Here is a 17,523-nt window from a genome sequence, read left to right as displayed (position 1 = left end):
CAGATCATTTGCAGGAATTCATCACGGCTAATTGTGTTTTTGAACACGATTTTAAATTCATTGCAGTGGCTGAATATCTACTGTTCCAAAATCAGGGCGGCTATCTTACCCAAAAAAAAGTTAAAAAAAAGCGACCAGCTTGCTGATCGCTTGATTTATACACCTGAAATGAACTAAATGGTTATGTCTTGAGTTAATGCCAATGGTTCTGGCAAAATTTCCGCCAATTGACGACATAAATGCGTCAATTCACTTTGATTCAACGGCATTAAAGTGATGTGTCCCAATTTACGGCCTTCTCGTTCGCTCTTGTTATACAAGTGCAAATGCGCGCCGTTTAGTGCTAAAACATCTTCAGATTTTGGATGCTGACCAATGATATTCACCATCACCGTCGGGCGAACCACCTCGGTCGAACCCAAAGGCAAGCCAGCGACGGCACGAACATGATTTTCAAATTGTGAGCACACCGCACCTTCAATCGACCAGTGGCCCGAATTATGAACACGTGGTGCCATTTCGTTGGCAAATAAGCCCTGTTCGGTGACAAACAGCTCAAGCGTTAGAACACCCACATAATTCAGATGATTCAGCAGACGCGTAATGTAATCCTGTGCAACAGGCTGTAAGCCTTCACTGCGAGGTGCAGGCACAATCGAATGCGACAAAATGCCGTGATGATGGTGATTTTCTGCCAACGGCCAAGTTTTCACTTCACCATCTTGACCACGCACTGCAATAATCGAAACTTCACGAGAAAACTGAACAAAACTTTCTGCAATCAATGATTTGGCAGGGCCAAGCTCTTGCCAAGCTTGATCAATTTGCTCCGCTTCACGCAGTACAAACTGACCTTTGCCATCGTAACCGCCAGTGGCTGTTTTCAGCACAATCGGTAAACCTAGCTGCGCTACAGCAGTTTGAAGCGATTCAAGGCTATCGACGGCTCGAAACGGCGCGACTGGAATCTCCAGACGCTGAAACAGCTCTTTTTCAAGCAAACGATTCTGCGCAGTTGCCAAGGCCTGACGTGGCGGATAAATGGCTTTGTCTTGACTCAGACGGTCTACATCGGCCAATGGCGTATTTTCAAACTCAAGACTAAATACATCTGCACTTTCAATAAATGCCTGCAATGCATTCTGATCTTGCTCGGTAGAGTAAACCTGACCCAGGATTGCTGCTGGACAATCCGCATTCGACTCGAAGAACGTACATTCAAGATTAAGGGGCAGGGCCGCTTGTGCCATCATACGGCCAAGCTGTCCACCACCAAAAATTCCGATGGTTTTATTCATGATCGCCTCGTTATGCCTGACCTGGAATGTTATTGCTGGCTACCTTATCGGTTTGTGCAGCACGAAAATCCGCCACGTTTTGCGCAATCTCTGGACGCGTCAGCCCTAAAATCTGTGCCGCCATAATCGCTGCATTGGTTGCGCCTGCCGGGCCAATCGCCAAAGTACCCACTGCAATACCCGCAGGCATTTGTACAATCGAAAGCAAAGAATCGACACCGTTTAAGATCGATGATTTGACTGGAACACCCAATACAGGCAAATCGGTTTTTGCTGCACACATACCCGGGAGGTGCGCCGCGCCGCCTGCACCGGCAATAATCACTTGAATCCCGCGATCACGCGCTGTCTCGGCATATTCAAACAAACGATCTGGTGTCCGATGTGCTGATACCACCTCAGCCTCAAATGGTACGCCAAGCTGTTTGAGCATATTGGCAGTATGTTCCAGTGTTGCCCAATCCGATTGAGACCCCATAATAATTCCGACTAAGGGTTGAGCATCTTTCGCTGCGACCGCGTTCATTGGCACTTCCAGAGAGTAATAAGAAAAACGGGATATCCTGACTTGCATCAAGACAAAAAAGATTATGCGCGCCATTATAGCGTCTTTTTTCGACGTCTCCAAAAATCTTCATCGATTCTGCGGTGCTTTTGTACGCTTTTGCTGACAGCATTTCAGGAAATTTTCGACTGTTTTGATGCTGTCAGATCGCCTATTCTAAACTCATCAGGAACAGGACGTTCCAGAACATAAAACAACAATGATACGTTCATGCATCAGGATGTGAGGTACGACAGGCGTTATACCTAGGAACCAAGATACGAGAAAGCCCGACAGGATGTCGGGCTTTTTTGATGATCTCGATTTTTTCTCTACTGACTACGAAATACGAAATACACACAGCCCATCAAACACAGCATGGCCCACAAATAGTCAATCTTAAACGGCTGTTTAAACATAAATAGCATAAACGGCGTAAAGACCAGCAAAGTCACCACTTCTTGGGTAATTTTCATTTGTCCCAGACTCCAGCCATGCTGATCTAGATAACGCGTGGCCGGAATCATAAAACTGTATTCGAGTAGGGCAATGGCCCAGCCAAATAAAATCGCTTGCCAGAGTGGAGCGTGGTGCAAAAACTTTAAGTGTCCGTACCATGCCAAGGTCATGAAACAGTTGGAAATAATCAGCAGCAATAAAGGAAAGGAGAGGGCCATAATGTGCTCAAAAGTGATTGATGCCTGCTTAGCGTACACGGCAATGCTTAAAAGTAAAATCAGTCAATATCACGACTGGCATCACTATACCAATACACGCCATCGGCGTAATGCTTATAGCGCTGTCGTACAGGCAAAAAATTAAGTTCGCGCTGCGCAGTTTGCAGAAATTGCTTGAGGATTATCTGGGAGGATTCATCGACTGAACGCCGATAATCCGAATCGTTCAACATAATCTTCTGTCCGTTTCGCAAATAAAAATGGATGCAAATTTTAGAACTTTTTAAGGCAGGTGCTTGAGTGGCATAGTCATAACTATAAAAACCTACAATATTGGCTTTGGCATAGCACTGTGGCAGCGCCTGACCCAACTGCACATACATGCAACTGGCATCAAACCAGATCTGAACCTGCTTTGAAAACATGCGCACCAACCCTGCAACCGTCCCGAAATACAGTAGAAATAAGAGACTGACAGGCCCTAAATGAAAGCCTGTACCTACCACATAGACATAGATCAGTACAAAAACCAGCAAAACAGGCACACACATCCATAGCACCTGAAATGCTGAATAAGGATACACCCGCTCAAAACTAAAAATTCGGTTGGGTTGCGTCTGTATAATGGATGCTTTACTCACTGCTCAGCTTGCTACAAATTTACGCGCTAAGCATTACTATGCCGTATTTTTAGCCAGAATGCGACGACCTCAGCCGATAACAAGAAAAACTATCTTTTCAGAAACAGCCTTGATATCGTTGCACTCAAATTTTAACGATTTAGACAACAGCACCGAGCAAATGAAGTGATGTGTCAATGACAGTGGAGTAGGCAAGTAATGCATCTGCATATTTTGGGTATTTGTGGCACATTTATGGGTTCTTTGGCGCTTTTGGCCCGCGATCTGGGTCATAAAGTGACAGGTTCCGATGCCAACGTCTATCCACCCATGTCGACTCAACTCGAACGTGCAGGCATCGAATTGATGCAAGGTTACGACCGAAGCCACTTACAACCACACCCTGATCTGGTCATTGTGGGCAATGCCATGAAACGTGGTATCGATGCGATTGAGTATATGCTGAATCAGGGCCTACCTTATATCTCCGGCCCACAATTTCTGGCCGATCATGTATTGCAAGGCAAACATGTGTTGGGCGTTGCAGGGACACATGGCAAAACCACCACTACAACTATGCTGGCCTGGGTGCTCGATCAGGCGGGTTTAAATCCCGGCTTTTTGATTGGCGGTGTTCCGCTGGGTTTTAGCGAAAGTGCGCGTTTGGGCGGCGGAAAATATTTCTGTGTTGAAGCGGATGAGTACGATTCTGCTTTTTTTGATAAACGCTCCAAGTTTGTTCATTATCACCCTAAAACAGCGATTTTAAATAACCTCGAATTTGACCATGCCGATATCTTTGATGATCTGGCTGCCATTCAAAAACAGTTTCATCATCTGGTACGTACCATTCCAAGTGAAGGCTGTATTATTAGTCCAACCACCGAAACCAATATTGATGAAGTCTTGGCTATGGGCTGCTGGACGCCTGTGGTTCGTACCAGCTTAAATGCCAACGATGCACAAATCAGTGCCGAGCAACTCAGCGCCGACGGTAGTCATTTTAAAGTCCTTGAACACGGCGTGGTTCAAGGTGAAGTTCGCTGGAATATGACCGGTCAGCATAGCGTCGCCAATGCACTTGCAACTATTGCGGCGGCTCAGCATGTCGGAGTGAGTATTGCACAGGCCTGTGAGGCGTTATCTGCTTTTGGCGGTGTGAAGCGTCGTATGGAACTGTTGGGAACCATTCGGGGGATTGAAGTGTATGACGACTTTGCCCATCACCCCACTGCAATTGAAACTACGCTCGATGGTGCACGTCAACGTTTGGGTAACCGCCGTTTATGGGCAGTGATTGAACCGCGCTCGAACACCATGCGCATGGGCAGTCATAAAGAGGGATTGGCAGATGCTGCACGTCTGGCCGATGAAGTCATCTGGTATCAACCAGAAGGTCTGGACTGGGATTTGCAGCCCGTGATTGAGGCTGCGGTTAATTCTGCACAAGTCAGTCACTCGCTGGATGAGATTATTCAGCGAATTCGCTCAGAAGCCGCTGAAGGTGATGCGGTCGTCATCATGTCGAATGGTGGTTTCGGTGGGCTGCATCAAAAATTAATTTCTGCTTTACAAGATTAATTCAGCAGCGCTGCTTGAGTGAAGGGGCTTCATCTGTGCCTTCACTCGAGTCATGTCTTCAATTGCTGCTTAAACAGTCAATTCTTACAAAACTGTGCGGATTTACAATTTCAGATTGTGCTGATTTCTTTATGATGCGTGCTTTCTTCATTTGAGAGTGGAGGGCACATGCCTATTGAAACGCTCAATCTCGAGCTGTTTAGCCTGATCAATGCATCGGCCGAAGCGAAGCCGTGGATCATTCATCTGGCTATTTTTATTGCCAATGATTTACTGTATCTGGTGTTAGGTCTGCTGGTTTTTTTGTGGTGCTTTGGCGATCTTGCCAACAAGGAACGTGCCTTAAGAGCAGTCTTATTGACCTCGATTGCACTCGGTGTTGGTTATTTGATTTCACTGTATTATCCACATTCGCGTCCCTTTGTACTGGGTGTTGGTCATACTCTGATTGAGCACAGCGCTACCGCTTCCTTTCCAAGTAATCACATGCTGATTTTTAGTACCATCGCATTGTCGTACTTGAGTGTTGGGCGACGAGTGGCTGGCGGCATTTTGTTGCTCATGGCGTTTGCAGTGGCTTGGTCACGTATTTATATTGGGGTACATTTCCCGCTGGATATGCTCGGTGCCTTTGGTGTGGCGTTGGCAATTAATGGCCTTGGCGTATATATATGGCCGCTGTGTCAAACGCATATTATGCACATGGCAGTTGCCGTGTATTCATGGTTATTTCATCCGCTACTGCGTCGTGGCTGGTTGAAATAAAGCTGTGACTCGGTGCTTGATCTTTGATCGCGACTGTGGCATGCTTTGCAAACAATTGGATGCTTTTCATCCAAAGCAAAATTTAGTTTGACAAGGGGAGTAGCCTCCTCCAAGCGTTTCGAGCATGACTCAAACGCGTCAGATATCGTCAATACACTTTGAAAAAAGTCGGTATCTGAGCACAGAATACTTATTCTGTGTAGGCAAGACCTTGATCATGTTGTTTCAGATTATTATGTTATCTGGCAGCTGGTCGAGGTTTTTTTATGACTGCTTGCCGGATAGGGAGAAAAAAATGGACTCTATCGGCAATCCATGGCTGTATCTGGTCTTCTTTGGCATCGTGTTTGTGATGTTATTGATTGACTTTTTAGGCTTCAAACAAAAAAAAGCAGACGAAGTACCGCTCAAGCAAGCACTGACTTGGAGTATTGCATGGGTCACGGTTGCACTCTTGTTTGCAGGCGGACTCTGGCTCTATCTACAACAAACGGCAACACTGGCGATCGCCAATCAGAAGACCATGGAATATCTGGCAGGTTATCTGCTTGAAAAATCCTTAGCAATTGATAATGTCTTTGTCTGGCTAATGATTTTTGCGGCCTTTGCTGTGCCAGCAGGACTGCAGCGTAAAATTCTGCTTTACGGTGTACTGGGCGCCATTATCTTACGCAGTATCTTTATTTTTATTGGTGCTTGGTTCGTTCAAGAGTTTTCTTGGGTGCTGTACATCTTTGGTGCTTTCCTGGTGTATACCGGCTTTAAGTTCCTTAAAGGTCAGGGCGAAGAAGAACAAAACATCGAAGATATGAAGGTGCTGAAATGGTTACGTAAGCATATGCGAATTACCCAGAACTTCCATGGCGATCGTTTCTTTATCCGTGAGCAAGGTGTGCTCTGGGCAACACCGTTATTTATTGTGCTGATTCTGGTTGAATTTTCAGATGTTATTTTTGCAGTCGATTCAATTCCTGCAATCTTCGCCGTGACCACCGATCCGTTTATTGTTTTAACCGCAAACTTGATGGCGATTTTAGGCTTGCGTGCCATGTTCTTCTTGCTGGCAGGTGCGGCATCTAAAATGCACTATTTACCGTATGGTCTGGGCATCATCTTGCTGTTCATCGGTTTCAAAATGCTCATGCTGGATGTGTTCCACATGCCAATCTGGATCTCGCTCAGTTTTATTGTGATTGTATTGGGAATCACGGCGTGGCTTTCGATGCGTCACAACAAGAAACAAGAGTTGTCTGACTCTTAAGCTCAAGCACCACATAAAAATGCCTTTGACTTGTTCAAAGGCATTTTTTTATAGCATTAACGCTTTTATGAGCGGCTTAAAGATGCCACATAGCGCACATACACCCATGAAAGCCCCATCATGGCCAGATTCATAATCACTGGATTAAAGGCCTGAACCAAAGTGGAGGGCAGTAACAACATTACGAGCAGCAACAGAAACAGTAAACCCAGCAAATTAAAGTAATGCAGGACCTTGCTGGCATAGAGCAAAAACAACAAGCCAAAGATTACCTCAGCCACACCTGAAGCATAGACAGCACGTAGTGCCCATACCTCAGAAACACCTAAAACCTGCCAGATTTTGAGCTCGTCGGGATGCTGCCATATCAATTTCGGTACCATCCCCTGATAGCACCAAAAAAAGGCAAGTAGGCGATTAATGGTTTTACAAATGGGATCATTGTGCACGTGGATTCATCTCTGAGCGTCCTTAAAGGAATAAATACGCTCACATATTCTACATCCACAGTCCGCAAACCTGTAAAGGATCAATCATTTATCTGTGCACATTACCAAGTGCCTTTCTTGGCAAGAAATTTGCAGCTATAAAAAATAAAAAACCTTGCATTTTTTAGGGCTTGCTCAGGCCCTTTCTTTTTATCTGTATTTTTAAATAATCATGTTGCGCATCAACATATAGTGCCGCCAAGGTAGATGAAATACGTTACAATCAACCGAAAAAATTACACGTTGTAGGGTTCAGTATGTCATTTTCTGCTCCGCAAGCCATCATTCGTGGTCGCTTTTTGGATATCCAGTCTCTCGTTAATCAAGCCGATCAAATTGCAGAGCACGTACGCTATCTTGAAGATGGCGTGATGCTGATCGAGCAAGGTAAGATTGTGGCCTTTGATCACTGGGCAAATTTAAAAGACCACTTGCCTGCCCATGTAGAGATCACCCATTACCACGAGCAATTGATTATTCCGGGCATGATTGATACTCACATTCATTACCCGCAAACCGAAATGGTCGGTGCCTATGGCGAACAGCTCCTGAGCTGGCTCAATACCTACACCTTTCCAACCGAACTACAATTTAAAGATGCGGCCTATGCCAAAGAAATTGCCGAATTTTTCCTCGACGAATTACTTAAAAACGGCACCACAACGGCCTTGGTGTTTTGTACCGTACATCCTGAATCGGTAGACGCGTTATTTGAAGCGGCACAAGCGCGCCAGATGCGGGTGGTGGCTGGTAAGGTATTGATGGATCGTCATGCCCCAGACGGGCTCTGCGATACCGCAGAGCGTGCCTACAATGAATCTAAGGCGCTGATTGAAAAATGGCACGGGAAGGGGCGTGCGCTCTATGCGATTACGCCGCGTTTTGCTCCGACGTCTACGCCAGAACAACTGGTACGGGCAGGACAGCTTAAACAAGAATTTCCTGATGTCTATGTGCATACGCACTTGAGCGAAAATAAAGACGAAATTGCGTGGGTGAAAGATTTATTTCCCGAGCAGACGGGCTATTTAGATGTCTATCAGCACTACGGCCTCACCGGAAAACGTTCGGTATTTGCACATTGTGTTCATCTTGAAGAGCACGAATGGGACTGCATGCACCAGACCGACTCAGCAATTGCGTTTTGTCCGACGTCGAATCTGTTTTTAGGTAGTGGGCTGTTTCCCCTGAAAAAAACATGGGATAAACAGGTTAAAGTCGGTTTAGGCACAGACATCGGTGCAGGTACATCGTTCAGTCTGTTACAAACCGTCAACGAAGCCTACAAAGTCCAACAGCTTCAGGGCGATAAACTTTCTGCCTATGAATCGTTTTATCATGCCACACTTGGTGGTGCCAAAGCGCTTGATCTAGACGATAAACTGGGCAATTTTGCACTGGGCAAAGAAGCCGATTTTGTGGTGCTCGATTTGAAAGCTACCGCTTTGCAGGCGCTGCGTCAGTCGAGAGCCAAATCGCTTGAAGATGCCTTGTTTGCACTCTTTACCATGGGAGACGATCGTAATGTCGAATCGACCTACGTTTACGGACAAAAAGTCTATCAAAAAGCGGCGTCGAAGTAATCTCGTCCGTTGGACTGTGCTGTTACTGGGCTGTGCATGTTTACTCAGATCGGACCAGTCAGTTCAGCCTGACGCATGATGTATACACAACAAATGATGCATCGCAGGCTTTTTTGCTTTAAACTTTAGTCATCGATTTATGATTTTGAGGTGTTGCTGGTCAACACCTTTTTTATTTGAAAACTTTCTGATGTTTTAGGTTTCTGCACATGACCGTCGAAATGAGCGTAATGATCTCTGCCGAAGAGATTCAAGCCAAAGTAAAGCAGCTCGGTGAACAAATTAATGCTCACTATGCCAACAGCAACAAAGATCTGGTCCTGATTGGCCTGTTGCGTGGTTCATTTATTTTTATGGCCGACTTATGTCGTGCGATTGCAAAACCACATGAACTCGATTTCATGACGGTTTCAAGCTATGGTGCCAGCACGGTATCGAGCCGAGATGTCAGAATCTTAAAAGATTTAGACGGCGAAATTCGTGGTAAAGATGTTCTGGTGGTTGAGGATATTATTGACTCTGGCAATACCTTGAGCAAGGTTTTGGAAATCTTGCAAACGCGTGAACCGAATTCTATTGAGCTGTGTACGCTGGTGAGCAAACCTTCACGCCGTGAAATCGAGCTTGAAGTCAAATTCTTAGGCTTTGAAGTTGAAGATCGTTTTATTGTGGGCTACGGACTCGATTACGATCAAAAATACCGTCATTTGCCGTTTATTGGCGAAATCGGTCTTTAAGAAAAATGGTGCAATCGCACCATTTTTTTGTTTACACTCTGCACAAAACACCTACAGGATGTATCTGAGTTTCTCTGTCACTTTGATCGGTTTCGTTTCATCATAATCAAACAACATCATGTAAAACCAAAAAAATGAGAAACAAGGAGAACATCCATGTGGTCATTAATTGTGGCAATTGTCGTGGGTTTCATCGCAGGCCTGATTGCACGCGCGATTCATCCCGGTGACGATAAAGCCGGATTCATCGTGACAACATTACTCGGTATTGCTGGCTCTTTACTGGCAACTTATGGCGGCCGACTACTCGGGCTATACAGCAATAACTCCAGTGCAGGCTTTATTGCCTCTGTGATTGGGGCAATCGTGATCTTGTTTATTTACAACCTGATTACCAAACGAAGTAACGCCTAAACGGTTAGATTCAAGATGAGGCAACATCTTGCCTCACTTGATCTCGCTGAGCACCTGTTCAATCTGCGCTGCACTTTGTGCGCCAGTCACTTTTAGTCCGTTGGCAAAAAACAAGGTCGGCGTGCCCTGAATCTTCAAGCGTTCGCCCAGCGCCAGATTACGTTCTACAGGCGTAGTACAGTTTGCGTTGGCCTGTGGTGCGACATTGTTCGAAATTAAATTCTTCCATGCATAGCTGCGATTTGCTGAGCACCAAACCTGTTTTGATGGTGTAACAGATTGCGTTTTGAGCGGATAAAGAAAAGTATAAATGGTCACATTGTTGAGCTGACTCAAATTTTGCTCAAGCTGTTTGCAATAAGGGCAATTTGGATCTGAAAATACCGCGATCTGGCGTTTACCATTACCTTTTACGGTTTTAATCGCATCCTGCAAGGGCAGATCACTCCAGCGAATGCGATTATTTTGCATCACCAGATCCTTGGTCAGATTGCGCTGGTCTTTCAGGCGAATCATTGAACCCACAAATATATGTTCTGCGTCTTCGCCGATATACACCACCTGATTGTCCAAGGTTCCGCTATAAAGGCCATTCATCGCCGTTTTTTCTAGATTTTCAATTTTGAGCTTGGGGTATTGAGTTTGCAGATGCTGTTGTACGTTTTGCAGATTGGCATGTGCCACACCCGTCATCGCTGCCAACAATGCCATCATTACACGAACTTTCATCGCCACGCCCTTCATTGCTTAAAAAAGTGCAGTGTAGTCGAATCGCTAAAAAAGTATGTTGTAATTTATAGTGAAGCAGATGTGGTTCCACGTGGAACACGTGAATCATCATCGAAATGAGATTTAAGCCTCGTTATATTGGAAAAAGCAGCCCCGAAAGACTGCTTTCGTCGTTAAATGCGTCCTGCCTCCAAAAAAGGAATTCGAGCTACATCAAACTGCGCCCGAGGATCTTGCTCGAAGGTTAAAAAGCCATGCATGCCAACCAACACATCGCCTTTATAATAGGCGTTGAGCCGCTGTCTTGGGTCTTTATGCGATAAAGTAAAGGTAATCGCGTCGATTCCCCGTTGTTTAGATAACTTGAAGGCATCACGCAACATGGCGTCGTGTAGCGCGAGTTGTTCAGGTTCACACAGCAGTGAATGCAAAATATGATACTTAAACGATTGTCCTTTTTTTGGCAGTTGAATACGGCCATTGAGTTTGGCCCACACATTGTAAAGCGGACGAAAGGTCTGAATTTTTTTACTATAATCGAGCACCTTACTTTGTTTAAATCCACTTTGGTTCCATAAACCAAACATTCCTACCAAACGATCCTGCTCAAAGTAAAGCTGAAAATCATCTAAAGTTAAACCCTGAAAATACGGATCGTTGTGCAATAGCTGCGCAAAGTCATAGGCTGGAATAAAGTTATAGTGCGCTGCCATCTGCTGGATAAATGCATTCATTTGCTCGATATGGGCCGCTGTAGCGACGCAACGCTTGAGCTTTGACAAATCGATCGATTGCTTGGCATGCAGCAGCGTTTTAGGAAACTGTGCGTGTTTAAAGCCCGTCAGGGTTAGGGTTTCAATGAGTCCTTCATCAAAATACTGAAAGCCCAGCCGACCACTTTGTATGGCACGGCGCGCGGCAATGTTGTCATCAAAAATAATCATCTGACAAAAATCGGGATTTTTTAAACTGGTTTTAAAATGCGGTGTCATCTGCTTCAACACGGCTTTACCACGCACTTGCGGTGAAAGACGCAAATCGCCCCCGTAGCGAAACGGCATTACGGTGCCATTAACATAACAGGGCCGCAGACCAATGTTGTAACACCCGACTAAGCAACCAGTACTGTGATCCTGCGCTACGGTACTGTCAATTTGGGTATAAATCACTTGACTGGCTTTAAAATAACTTGGTTCGCGCTGAAAACTGAGTGTCAGCCCTCGCGTGGTCATCGGCAGACTGACCAGTTTTCGTAGTTCTTGATCATCACTTGTCGCCACATGACGGACTTCAATTCCTTGCGGCTTTTTGGTTACGATTTGCTCGGCACTGTTCATGAATTTTAGTCCTTATGGCATCGGGGGAGCATCATTCGATGCGACTGTAAACACGCTGGAGAGGCGTCCCATCTGATCCAATAATTGATACGTTAAAACAAGCTCATCTTGCTGATTGAGGATTTTTTGCGTTTTGACATCGAGTAGGCTTTGTTCGGCATTGAGTACATCGCTACTGGTTTTGGTGCCAAATTCCAGCTCCCGTTTGGTGAACTGTAACGCAATCGTGGCCGACTGAATGGCCTGATCGAGTGCACGCTTGTTTTGTCGTACGGCCTGTAATTGTAAATATGTGGTTTGTGCCTGCTGCTGAAGCGACTGTTGCAGCGCATTCATTTTTTGGCTGGCCAGCGCGACATCCACGGTAGCTTTTTGTCGATTGGCCTTGTTTAAGCCACTGTCATAAAGCGGAACATTAAACTGCAATCCCACCAGATAGCCCTTACTTTCACCATCTTTTTCTTCATATTGCATTCCCGCTCGCCCCGTCAGGCCAATCGACGGTTTAAGTTCCAATTTGCTTAAACGATATTGTTTTTGCGCAGATTGCGCATCTAAGCGGGCTTGTTGCAATGCTGGGTGCTGTTCTATCGAATAGACAATATCGTCAATTGAGCCAGGAATTGGCGGTAATTCAATGGGTGTTTCTAAGTGATCTGCAGCTTGACCTGTCAGTTGATAAAACCGGGTTTGACTGATCTTGAGCTGCGCCTCGCTACGCATGGTATCGGCCTGTGCCTGTGCCAACTGCGCCTCGATCTTGGCCAGATCGGCACGGGTGATCACCCCCGCATTCAAGCGCTTTTGTGCATCGCTGAACGAACGTTGCAGCGTACTTTGCACATTTAGCTTGAGGGTACGGATCGCCTCTTGCTTGAGTACCTCGCTGTAGGCCTGCACAGTTTGTAAAACCGTAGTCGATTGCTGTGCACTCAAGGCCTGTGACTGCGCAGCTATTTGCGTTTTGGCCAGCTCGATTCCGAGGCGTTCACGTCCCGCCGTGTAGAGGGGATAATCAAATTTCAGCATCAGGCTACGGGTGCGCCGAAAACTTTCATCAATTGAAAATAACGGGCTGTAATTGGGTGGATTATCGACTTGTCCTACGCCTAAACGTCCTTCTACACTGACATTAAGCCCATAACGACGCTCGGCCTGTTGTAATTCGGCTTCGGCACGTCCCACTCTTAAATCACTAATTTTCAATTGTGGCTCATAGCTCAGCGCACTTTGCACGGCATCTTGCAGGGTCATACACCAGACATTCGGCGCAATCAATACTCCCAGCAAACCCAACCAATGTAATTGTTTCATGACAGATTCCACAACATCCCGCTAGACAGGCTCGGCACATAACATGTGTTCAAGGCTCGATAAAGTGACTTTTTTTAACGGTTCGGGCTTGATGTTGCCCTCGATCATTCCTTCTCGCATGACCACGTGCTTATAACCTTCCCAGCCATTGTCGACATAACAGACGCGTGGCTGATCGAGCTGCCCCAAGTCACGTGCCAACTCATAGTGAAAGTGCTGACGAAGCGCCTGATCGATTTGCTGGACACACACCTGCTGGCTCGTCTCACCCTCTACCAAAACACAATAAAACGGTTTGGCCTGTTGCTGGGTATCTACCGCAAACAGAGAAACGGCCTGTATCTGTTGCTGTTTAAGCTGCGTAATCAAGCTGTGAGCGACATCTGGAGAGAGCTTTTCCCCCACCAGATCGACACCAAAACGGCGTCCCTGAAACTCAAAACAAGGCACTTGACCAAAAAAACCGGTCACACGCAGGCTGTCGTCGAGACAGTAACGTAATAAACCATTACCCGACGTGAGGACTGGACTGACATGATCATTTAATTGCAGTTCCCATGAAGCAACGATTTCGCCCTGACGCGGCCCACTTAAGTATTCAAACTCATAAAAATGACTGTGATAGGCCAAAGGATAGCAATCGTCGTAGGGAATCGTCACCACGCCTTCAGTGGCCCACAATCCTTTCCCTTCAAACTGCGCAAACGGCAGTGCTGCATGTAAGCTGGCTGCCCATTGTTTTGAGCCTGCGGTATCCCAACTCGACACCAGACTCAGTTTTGGCCACAACTGCTGATAATCCAGTGGTGACTGTTGCATCAGGCGAGCCAGCAACAGCGCTCGCTGCGGCTGGTGTGGTGCTTTGACTTGACGCAATGAAGCTGCACGCTGCTGCCACGTTCCGCTTTGTAAGACCTGACCAATCTCTTCGGCTTGTTCGTTTAATTTTTCAAGTAATTGCAACGCAAAGGTGGGACTCCACACCGACATCATGGCCAGATCTGCATCTGCCACCAAATAGCATAAAGTTGCAAATAACGCATCATCGGCTTGGGCAGCAAAGGAGACATCACTCGGTACGGCTTGGGTAAATTTCGATAAAATGCGTTTTCCCAAACCAAGCAATGCACTGTCATCATTGAGATTTTCATCTTTGAGTACTTCACGCTGGCTTTCGGGTAACCATGATACCGACCAGTAATGCGTGCCGCGATCGAGTTGATTGCATTTGCGGTACATGCTCGACAGCCACGGTGCAATTGCGGCATCGAGTTCATCTAAAAATGCCTGTGTGTAAGGGATAAACTTAATCTGCTCACTCGATCCGCTGGTCGGCTGATAACGCACCAACTTGCTACTCGACAACGTAGTTTTACTGCTTCGACAGGCCGTGATCTGGTCACGCCACTGCGCATAGCGCGTGACCGGAAAACGTGTTTTAAAGCTTTCATAGTCGGTCACACCCGCCTGCTGGGCGAGTGTAGACATCTGCAAAATCTTTTCAAGTTTTTCACGCTGCACCTGTTCAAGCGCATTTTTTTGCTTTTGAAAACGCTGATCGGTCTGACGACAGAACAGCTTGAGCACTTGATGCGAGAGCGGCGTGATTGCCATGGACTTCATCATGAAGATGCCCCTTCTGGGGTATTGTAGGATGGGCGTGATTTGCTGCTTTGTTTGCCCTTGCTGGCCGGTTTGGTCAGCATACGTAGTGGAAAGCGAAGTACATCCTGCCATGCCAGACGGCCAATACATGGTAATTCTGTACCCTGAACCCAAGTCGGATTTTCACGCTCGAAAAACGAGATTTTAGGATTATCCTGACGCATCTGCTGCGTAATTGGCGCAACATCGGCTTTAAGGGGCTGATAGTCACTACCAAAGTTGAGTAAACCACTGTCGTGATCAAAATACTCATTAAAATAGGTTTTGCAGTAATGCTCAACAATCGGTTTCAGGTGCGCGTGCTTACCCTCATGGTGCGGGTAGTAAACAAAATAGTTATTGGCCAAAAGTAGATAAGTTTTGTAGCCCTTCGAAATCAGGAGCCAATACAGCTCATCAAACGGAAAGCGAAAGCGCAGTTTGATCAGCAGCTTCATCATGGTGGTTTGCAGGGTGCGGCAGCCCCAGAATTCTTTTTGAATCACGGTATCGCCGCTAAACAAGAAGGTATAGTTTTTATTGTTGAGGGTAAATTGATGGAGCGCTACTGTTGAAAAACCCACAACTTCATTGCGCTTCGGGTGCAAAATCAGTATAGCGCCGTGTTTCTTTTTAAAATCCTCCAAAAAGATCGACTTACGCGTATTGGCATAATACTCTGAATAAATTTCATACATCTGGTCTAGATATTCTGAAGAGATATCTTCACGCTTCATATAACGCCCGCGTGGTTTTACTTTAGATTTTGTGCTCACCACCTCGGTGGCTTGTGTTAATTCGATAGATGACATCAAACTGACCCCTATTATTTTTGATAATGAATAAACATTTCTTGTTTAACTTGTTTAAACTGGCATCCAGCATTGAGAGCGAGTGGCCGGATTGCCTTATTTTTTACTGCAACAATATTTTTCCCCATAGGTCACTAACCTGAACATTTAGAGTGAGACTTTTTTCCCCCGATCCATAAAAAAGGTAAGAAAAGCCATCACCAGCATGATCATGGCCAGTAGTTTCAATAAATCGTTAAAGCTTGATGCAAGGGCCTGATAATGGACTTGCTGATAAATGACTTGCGTGGCCAACTGCTCGGAAAGATCGCCCAATTCAGCATACTGCGCCTTCAATTGCGCCATCTTTTCGACAAAAATCCAGTTGTCTGGAGTGAGGCCACTATTGAGTTCATTGCTATGCCATGCCGTCAGCCAGTCAATACGTGAATTGATCAGCGCCAGCCCTACGGCTCCGCCAATGTTTCGCATCAGGTTATAAATTCCACTGGCATCGGCAATCTTGTGTTCGGGCAGGGTACTCATGGCCAACTGTGAAATCACAATCAGGCAAATCATCAGGCCAATTCCCCGATACACTTGCGGCCAAAACATAAAATCGTAATCGCTTTGAATGGTTAAATGCGCATTCAGCCAGACACCAAATGCCGCCATCAACATGCCCACAAAAACTGTTTTACGCGCATCAAAGTTTGGAATTAACCATGCCAGTACTGGCGCGAAGAAGAACATTACAATGCCGGTGACCATCATGATGTGGCCAATCTGGCTGCTATTCATCTCGCGTACTTGCCCTAGAAAGACTGGAATCATGTAGCCCAAACCATACAAGGCCATGCCAATCACAAAGGTAATCATGCAGCTTAAGGTGAAGTTTTTATTTTTAAATACACTCAGATCCAGCAAAGGTTTGGGGGTTACAAAACTGCGATAAAAGAAAATCATCGCGCCCAACAGACTCACCAAAAACGCGACCCGTACACCGACATCGGCAAACCAGTCATAGCGACCACCTTCATCGAGGAAATACTCCAGTCCTCCCAAAAACATAGCCATGCCGACCAAGCTAAACCAGTCCAGTTCTCGAACCAATTTATAATTGGCACGGTCAATCGCGGGATTGGCATACACCACCACCGAAATAATAATCCCCGGAATAATATTGATCAGGAACATCCAGTGCCACGAAAAATTGGTGGTTAGCCAGCCACCAATCGTGGGCCCAATCGCGGGCCCCAAGGTACTGATCATTCCAAACAGCACCAATGGCACTGCACGTTTGGCTTCGGGAAACAGTAAAAATAGCGCGGTCATAGATGTCGGGATCATCCCGCCGCCCATAAAGCCTTGTAGGGCGCGAAACACCAATAAGCTTTCCAGATTCCATGCCAGTGCACATAATAATGAACTGAAGGTAAATCCGACCGCGCACAAGGTGTAGTAAACACGGGTAGAAAGAATCCGCGACAAAACACTCGACATCGGAATCGCGATAATTTCAGCAATCAGATAGACCGTTTGCACCCAAGTGACTTCATAGCGACTGGCGCTCATGCCTGCCTGAATTTCGTTGAGTGAACTGGCCACAATCTGAATGTCTAAAATGGCCATAAAATTGCCAAAAATCATGGCAACAAAAATCACCCACGCCACGCGAGGTTCAAAATTCCACTGGTTAGTCTGAGCTGAAACGGTCATGTGGTTCGATCCTCATGCATC

The 17,523-nt window shown here is 46.0% G+C and carries 17 protein-coding genes; 6 read left to right on the top strand and 11 right to left on the bottom strand.

Features of this window, described 5'->3' with window-relative positions; genetic code table 11:
• Nucleotides 1-173: 173 nt before the first annotated feature.
• From QLG00_RS00175 to QLG00_RS00160, 4 genes are all read right to left on the bottom strand, one after another.
• Nucleotides 174-1,298 (bottom strand): 5-(carboxyamino)imidazole ribonucleotide synthase, encoded by a 1,125-nt coding sequence (locus tag QLG00_RS00175; RefSeq protein ID WP_282470318.1) that lies wholly within the window; start codon nucleotides 1,296-1,298, stop codon nucleotides 174-176.
• A gap of 10 nt (nucleotides 1,299-1,308) precedes the next feature.
• Complete coding sequence (gene purE / locus QLG00_RS00170; RefSeq protein WP_004933436.1) at nucleotides 1,309-1,824, bottom strand: 5-(carboxyamino)imidazole ribonucleotide mutase; 516 nt, start codon at nucleotides 1,822-1,824, stop codon at nucleotides 1,309-1,311.
• 350 nt (nucleotides 1,825-2,174) lie between these two features.
• Nucleotides 2,175-2,519 carry a DMT family protein gene (locus QLG00_RS00165; RefSeq protein WP_004933440.1) on the bottom strand — a complete coding sequence of 115 codons (345 nt, stop codon included), beginning with the start codon at nucleotides 2,517-2,519 and terminating at the stop codon, nucleotides 2,175-2,177.
• Between the two features lie 59 nt (nucleotides 2,520-2,578).
• The gene (locus QLG00_RS00160; protein WP_282470317.1) at nucleotides 2,579-3,160 is read right to left on the bottom strand and encodes a hypothetical protein; all 582 of its coding nucleotides are present in this window, start codon (nucleotides 3,158-3,160) and stop codon (nucleotides 2,579-2,581) included.
• Between the two features lie 198 nt (nucleotides 3,161-3,358).
• Between QLG00_RS00160 and mpl the strand changes: the two genes are divergently transcribed.
• From mpl to QLG00_RS00145, 3 genes are all read left to right on the top strand, one after another.
• Nucleotides 3,359-4,720, top strand: coding sequence for a UDP-N-acetylmuramate:L-alanyl-gamma-D-glutamyl-meso-diaminopimelate ligase (mpl, locus tag QLG00_RS00155; RefSeq protein WP_004933445.1), 1,362 nt, complete (start codon nucleotides 3,359-3,361; stop codon nucleotides 4,718-4,720).
• Between the two features lie 168 nt (nucleotides 4,721-4,888).
• Nucleotides 4,889-5,485, top strand: a complete 597-nt coding sequence (locus QLG00_RS00150) for an undecaprenyl-diphosphatase (protein WP_104125288.1) — start codon at nucleotides 4,889-4,891, stop codon at nucleotides 5,483-5,485.
• A 295-nt stretch (nucleotides 5,486-5,780) separates the two neighbouring features.
• Nucleotides 5,781-6,746, top strand: a complete 966-nt coding sequence (locus tag QLG00_RS00145; RefSeq protein WP_004933450.1) for a TerC family protein — start codon at nucleotides 5,781-5,783, stop codon at nucleotides 6,744-6,746.
• 65 nt (nucleotides 6,747-6,811) lie between these two features.
• Here the strand turns inward: QLG00_RS00145 and QLG00_RS00140 are convergent, their stop codons facing one another.
• Nucleotides 6,812-7,195: a DoxX-like family protein gene (locus QLG00_RS00140; protein WP_111813015.1), complete on the bottom strand. Its 384-nt coding sequence runs from the start codon at nucleotides 7,193-7,195 to the stop codon at nucleotides 6,812-6,814.
• 296 nt (nucleotides 7,196-7,491) lie between these two features.
• On the opposite strand from QLG00_RS00140, the gene guaD reads away from it, so the two are divergent.
• From guaD to QLG00_RS00125, 3 genes are all read left to right on the top strand, one after another.
• The gene (guaD, locus tag QLG00_RS00135) at nucleotides 7,492-8,817 is read left to right on the top strand and encodes a guanine deaminase (RefSeq protein WP_282470316.1); all 1,326 of its coding nucleotides are present in this window, start codon (nucleotides 7,492-7,494) and stop codon (nucleotides 8,815-8,817) included.
• A 209-nt stretch (nucleotides 8,818-9,026) separates the two neighbouring features.
• Nucleotides 9,027-9,554, top strand: coding sequence for a hypoxanthine phosphoribosyltransferase (gene hpt, locus QLG00_RS00130; protein ID WP_004933458.1), 528 nt, complete (start codon nucleotides 9,027-9,029; stop codon nucleotides 9,552-9,554).
• A gap of 156 nt (nucleotides 9,555-9,710) precedes the next feature.
• A complete protein-coding gene (locus QLG00_RS00125; RefSeq protein WP_004933462.1) occupies nucleotides 9,711-9,968 on the top strand; it encodes a GlsB/YeaQ/YmgE family stress response membrane protein in 258 nt (85 codons plus the stop codon).
• 33 nt (nucleotides 9,969-10,001) lie between these two features.
• Here the strand turns inward: QLG00_RS00125 and QLG00_RS00120 are convergent, their stop codons facing one another.
• The 6 genes from QLG00_RS00120 to QLG00_RS00095 all read right to left on the bottom strand — a co-directional run bounded on the left by QLG00_RS00120 (nucleotide 10,002) and on the right by QLG00_RS00095 (nucleotide 17,502).
• Nucleotides 10,002-10,697 carry a DsbC family protein gene (locus tag QLG00_RS00120; protein ID WP_004944519.1) on the bottom strand — a complete coding sequence of 232 codons (696 nt, stop codon included), beginning with the start codon at nucleotides 10,695-10,697 and terminating at the stop codon, nucleotides 10,002-10,004.
• Between the two features lie 173 nt (nucleotides 10,698-10,870).
• Nucleotides 10,871-12,034 carry a hypothetical protein gene (locus tag QLG00_RS00115; protein ID WP_282470315.1) on the bottom strand — a complete coding sequence of 388 codons (1,164 nt, stop codon included), beginning with the start codon at nucleotides 12,032-12,034 and terminating at the stop codon, nucleotides 10,871-10,873.
• 12 nt (nucleotides 12,035-12,046) lie between these two features.
• The gene (locus QLG00_RS00110; protein WP_104125291.1) at nucleotides 12,047-13,348 is read right to left on the bottom strand and encodes a TolC family protein; all 1,302 of its coding nucleotides are present in this window, start codon (nucleotides 13,346-13,348) and stop codon (nucleotides 12,047-12,049) included.
• Between the two features lie 21 nt (nucleotides 13,349-13,369).
• Nucleotides 13,370-14,974: a GH3 auxin-responsive promoter family protein gene (locus QLG00_RS00105; protein ID WP_282470314.1), complete on the bottom strand. Its 1,605-nt coding sequence runs from the start codon at nucleotides 14,972-14,974 to the stop codon at nucleotides 13,370-13,372.
• Nucleotides 14,971-15,729 carry a hypothetical protein gene (locus QLG00_RS00100; protein ID WP_227265873.1) on the bottom strand — a complete coding sequence of 253 codons (759 nt, stop codon included), beginning with the start codon at nucleotides 15,727-15,729 and terminating at the stop codon, nucleotides 14,971-14,973. The genes QLG00_RS00105 and QLG00_RS00100 overlap by 4 nt, the downstream gene beginning before the upstream one ends.
• A 222-nt stretch (nucleotides 15,730-15,951) precedes the next feature.
• Nucleotides 15,952-17,502, bottom strand: a complete 1,551-nt coding sequence (locus tag QLG00_RS00095; RefSeq protein WP_119690693.1) for a DHA2 family efflux MFS transporter permease subunit — start codon at nucleotides 17,500-17,502, stop codon at nucleotides 15,952-15,954.
• Nucleotides 17,503-17,523 lie beyond the last annotated feature (21 nt).

It is taken from the genome of Acinetobacter sp. V89_7 (genome assembly GCF_029967895.1).
Taxonomy (GTDB): Bacteria; Pseudomonadota; Gammaproteobacteria; order Pseudomonadales; family Moraxellaceae; genus Acinetobacter; species Acinetobacter soli.
The sequence above is the reverse complement of the archived record's forward strand: the minus strand, read 5'-3'. Positions and strand labels throughout refer to the sequence as shown.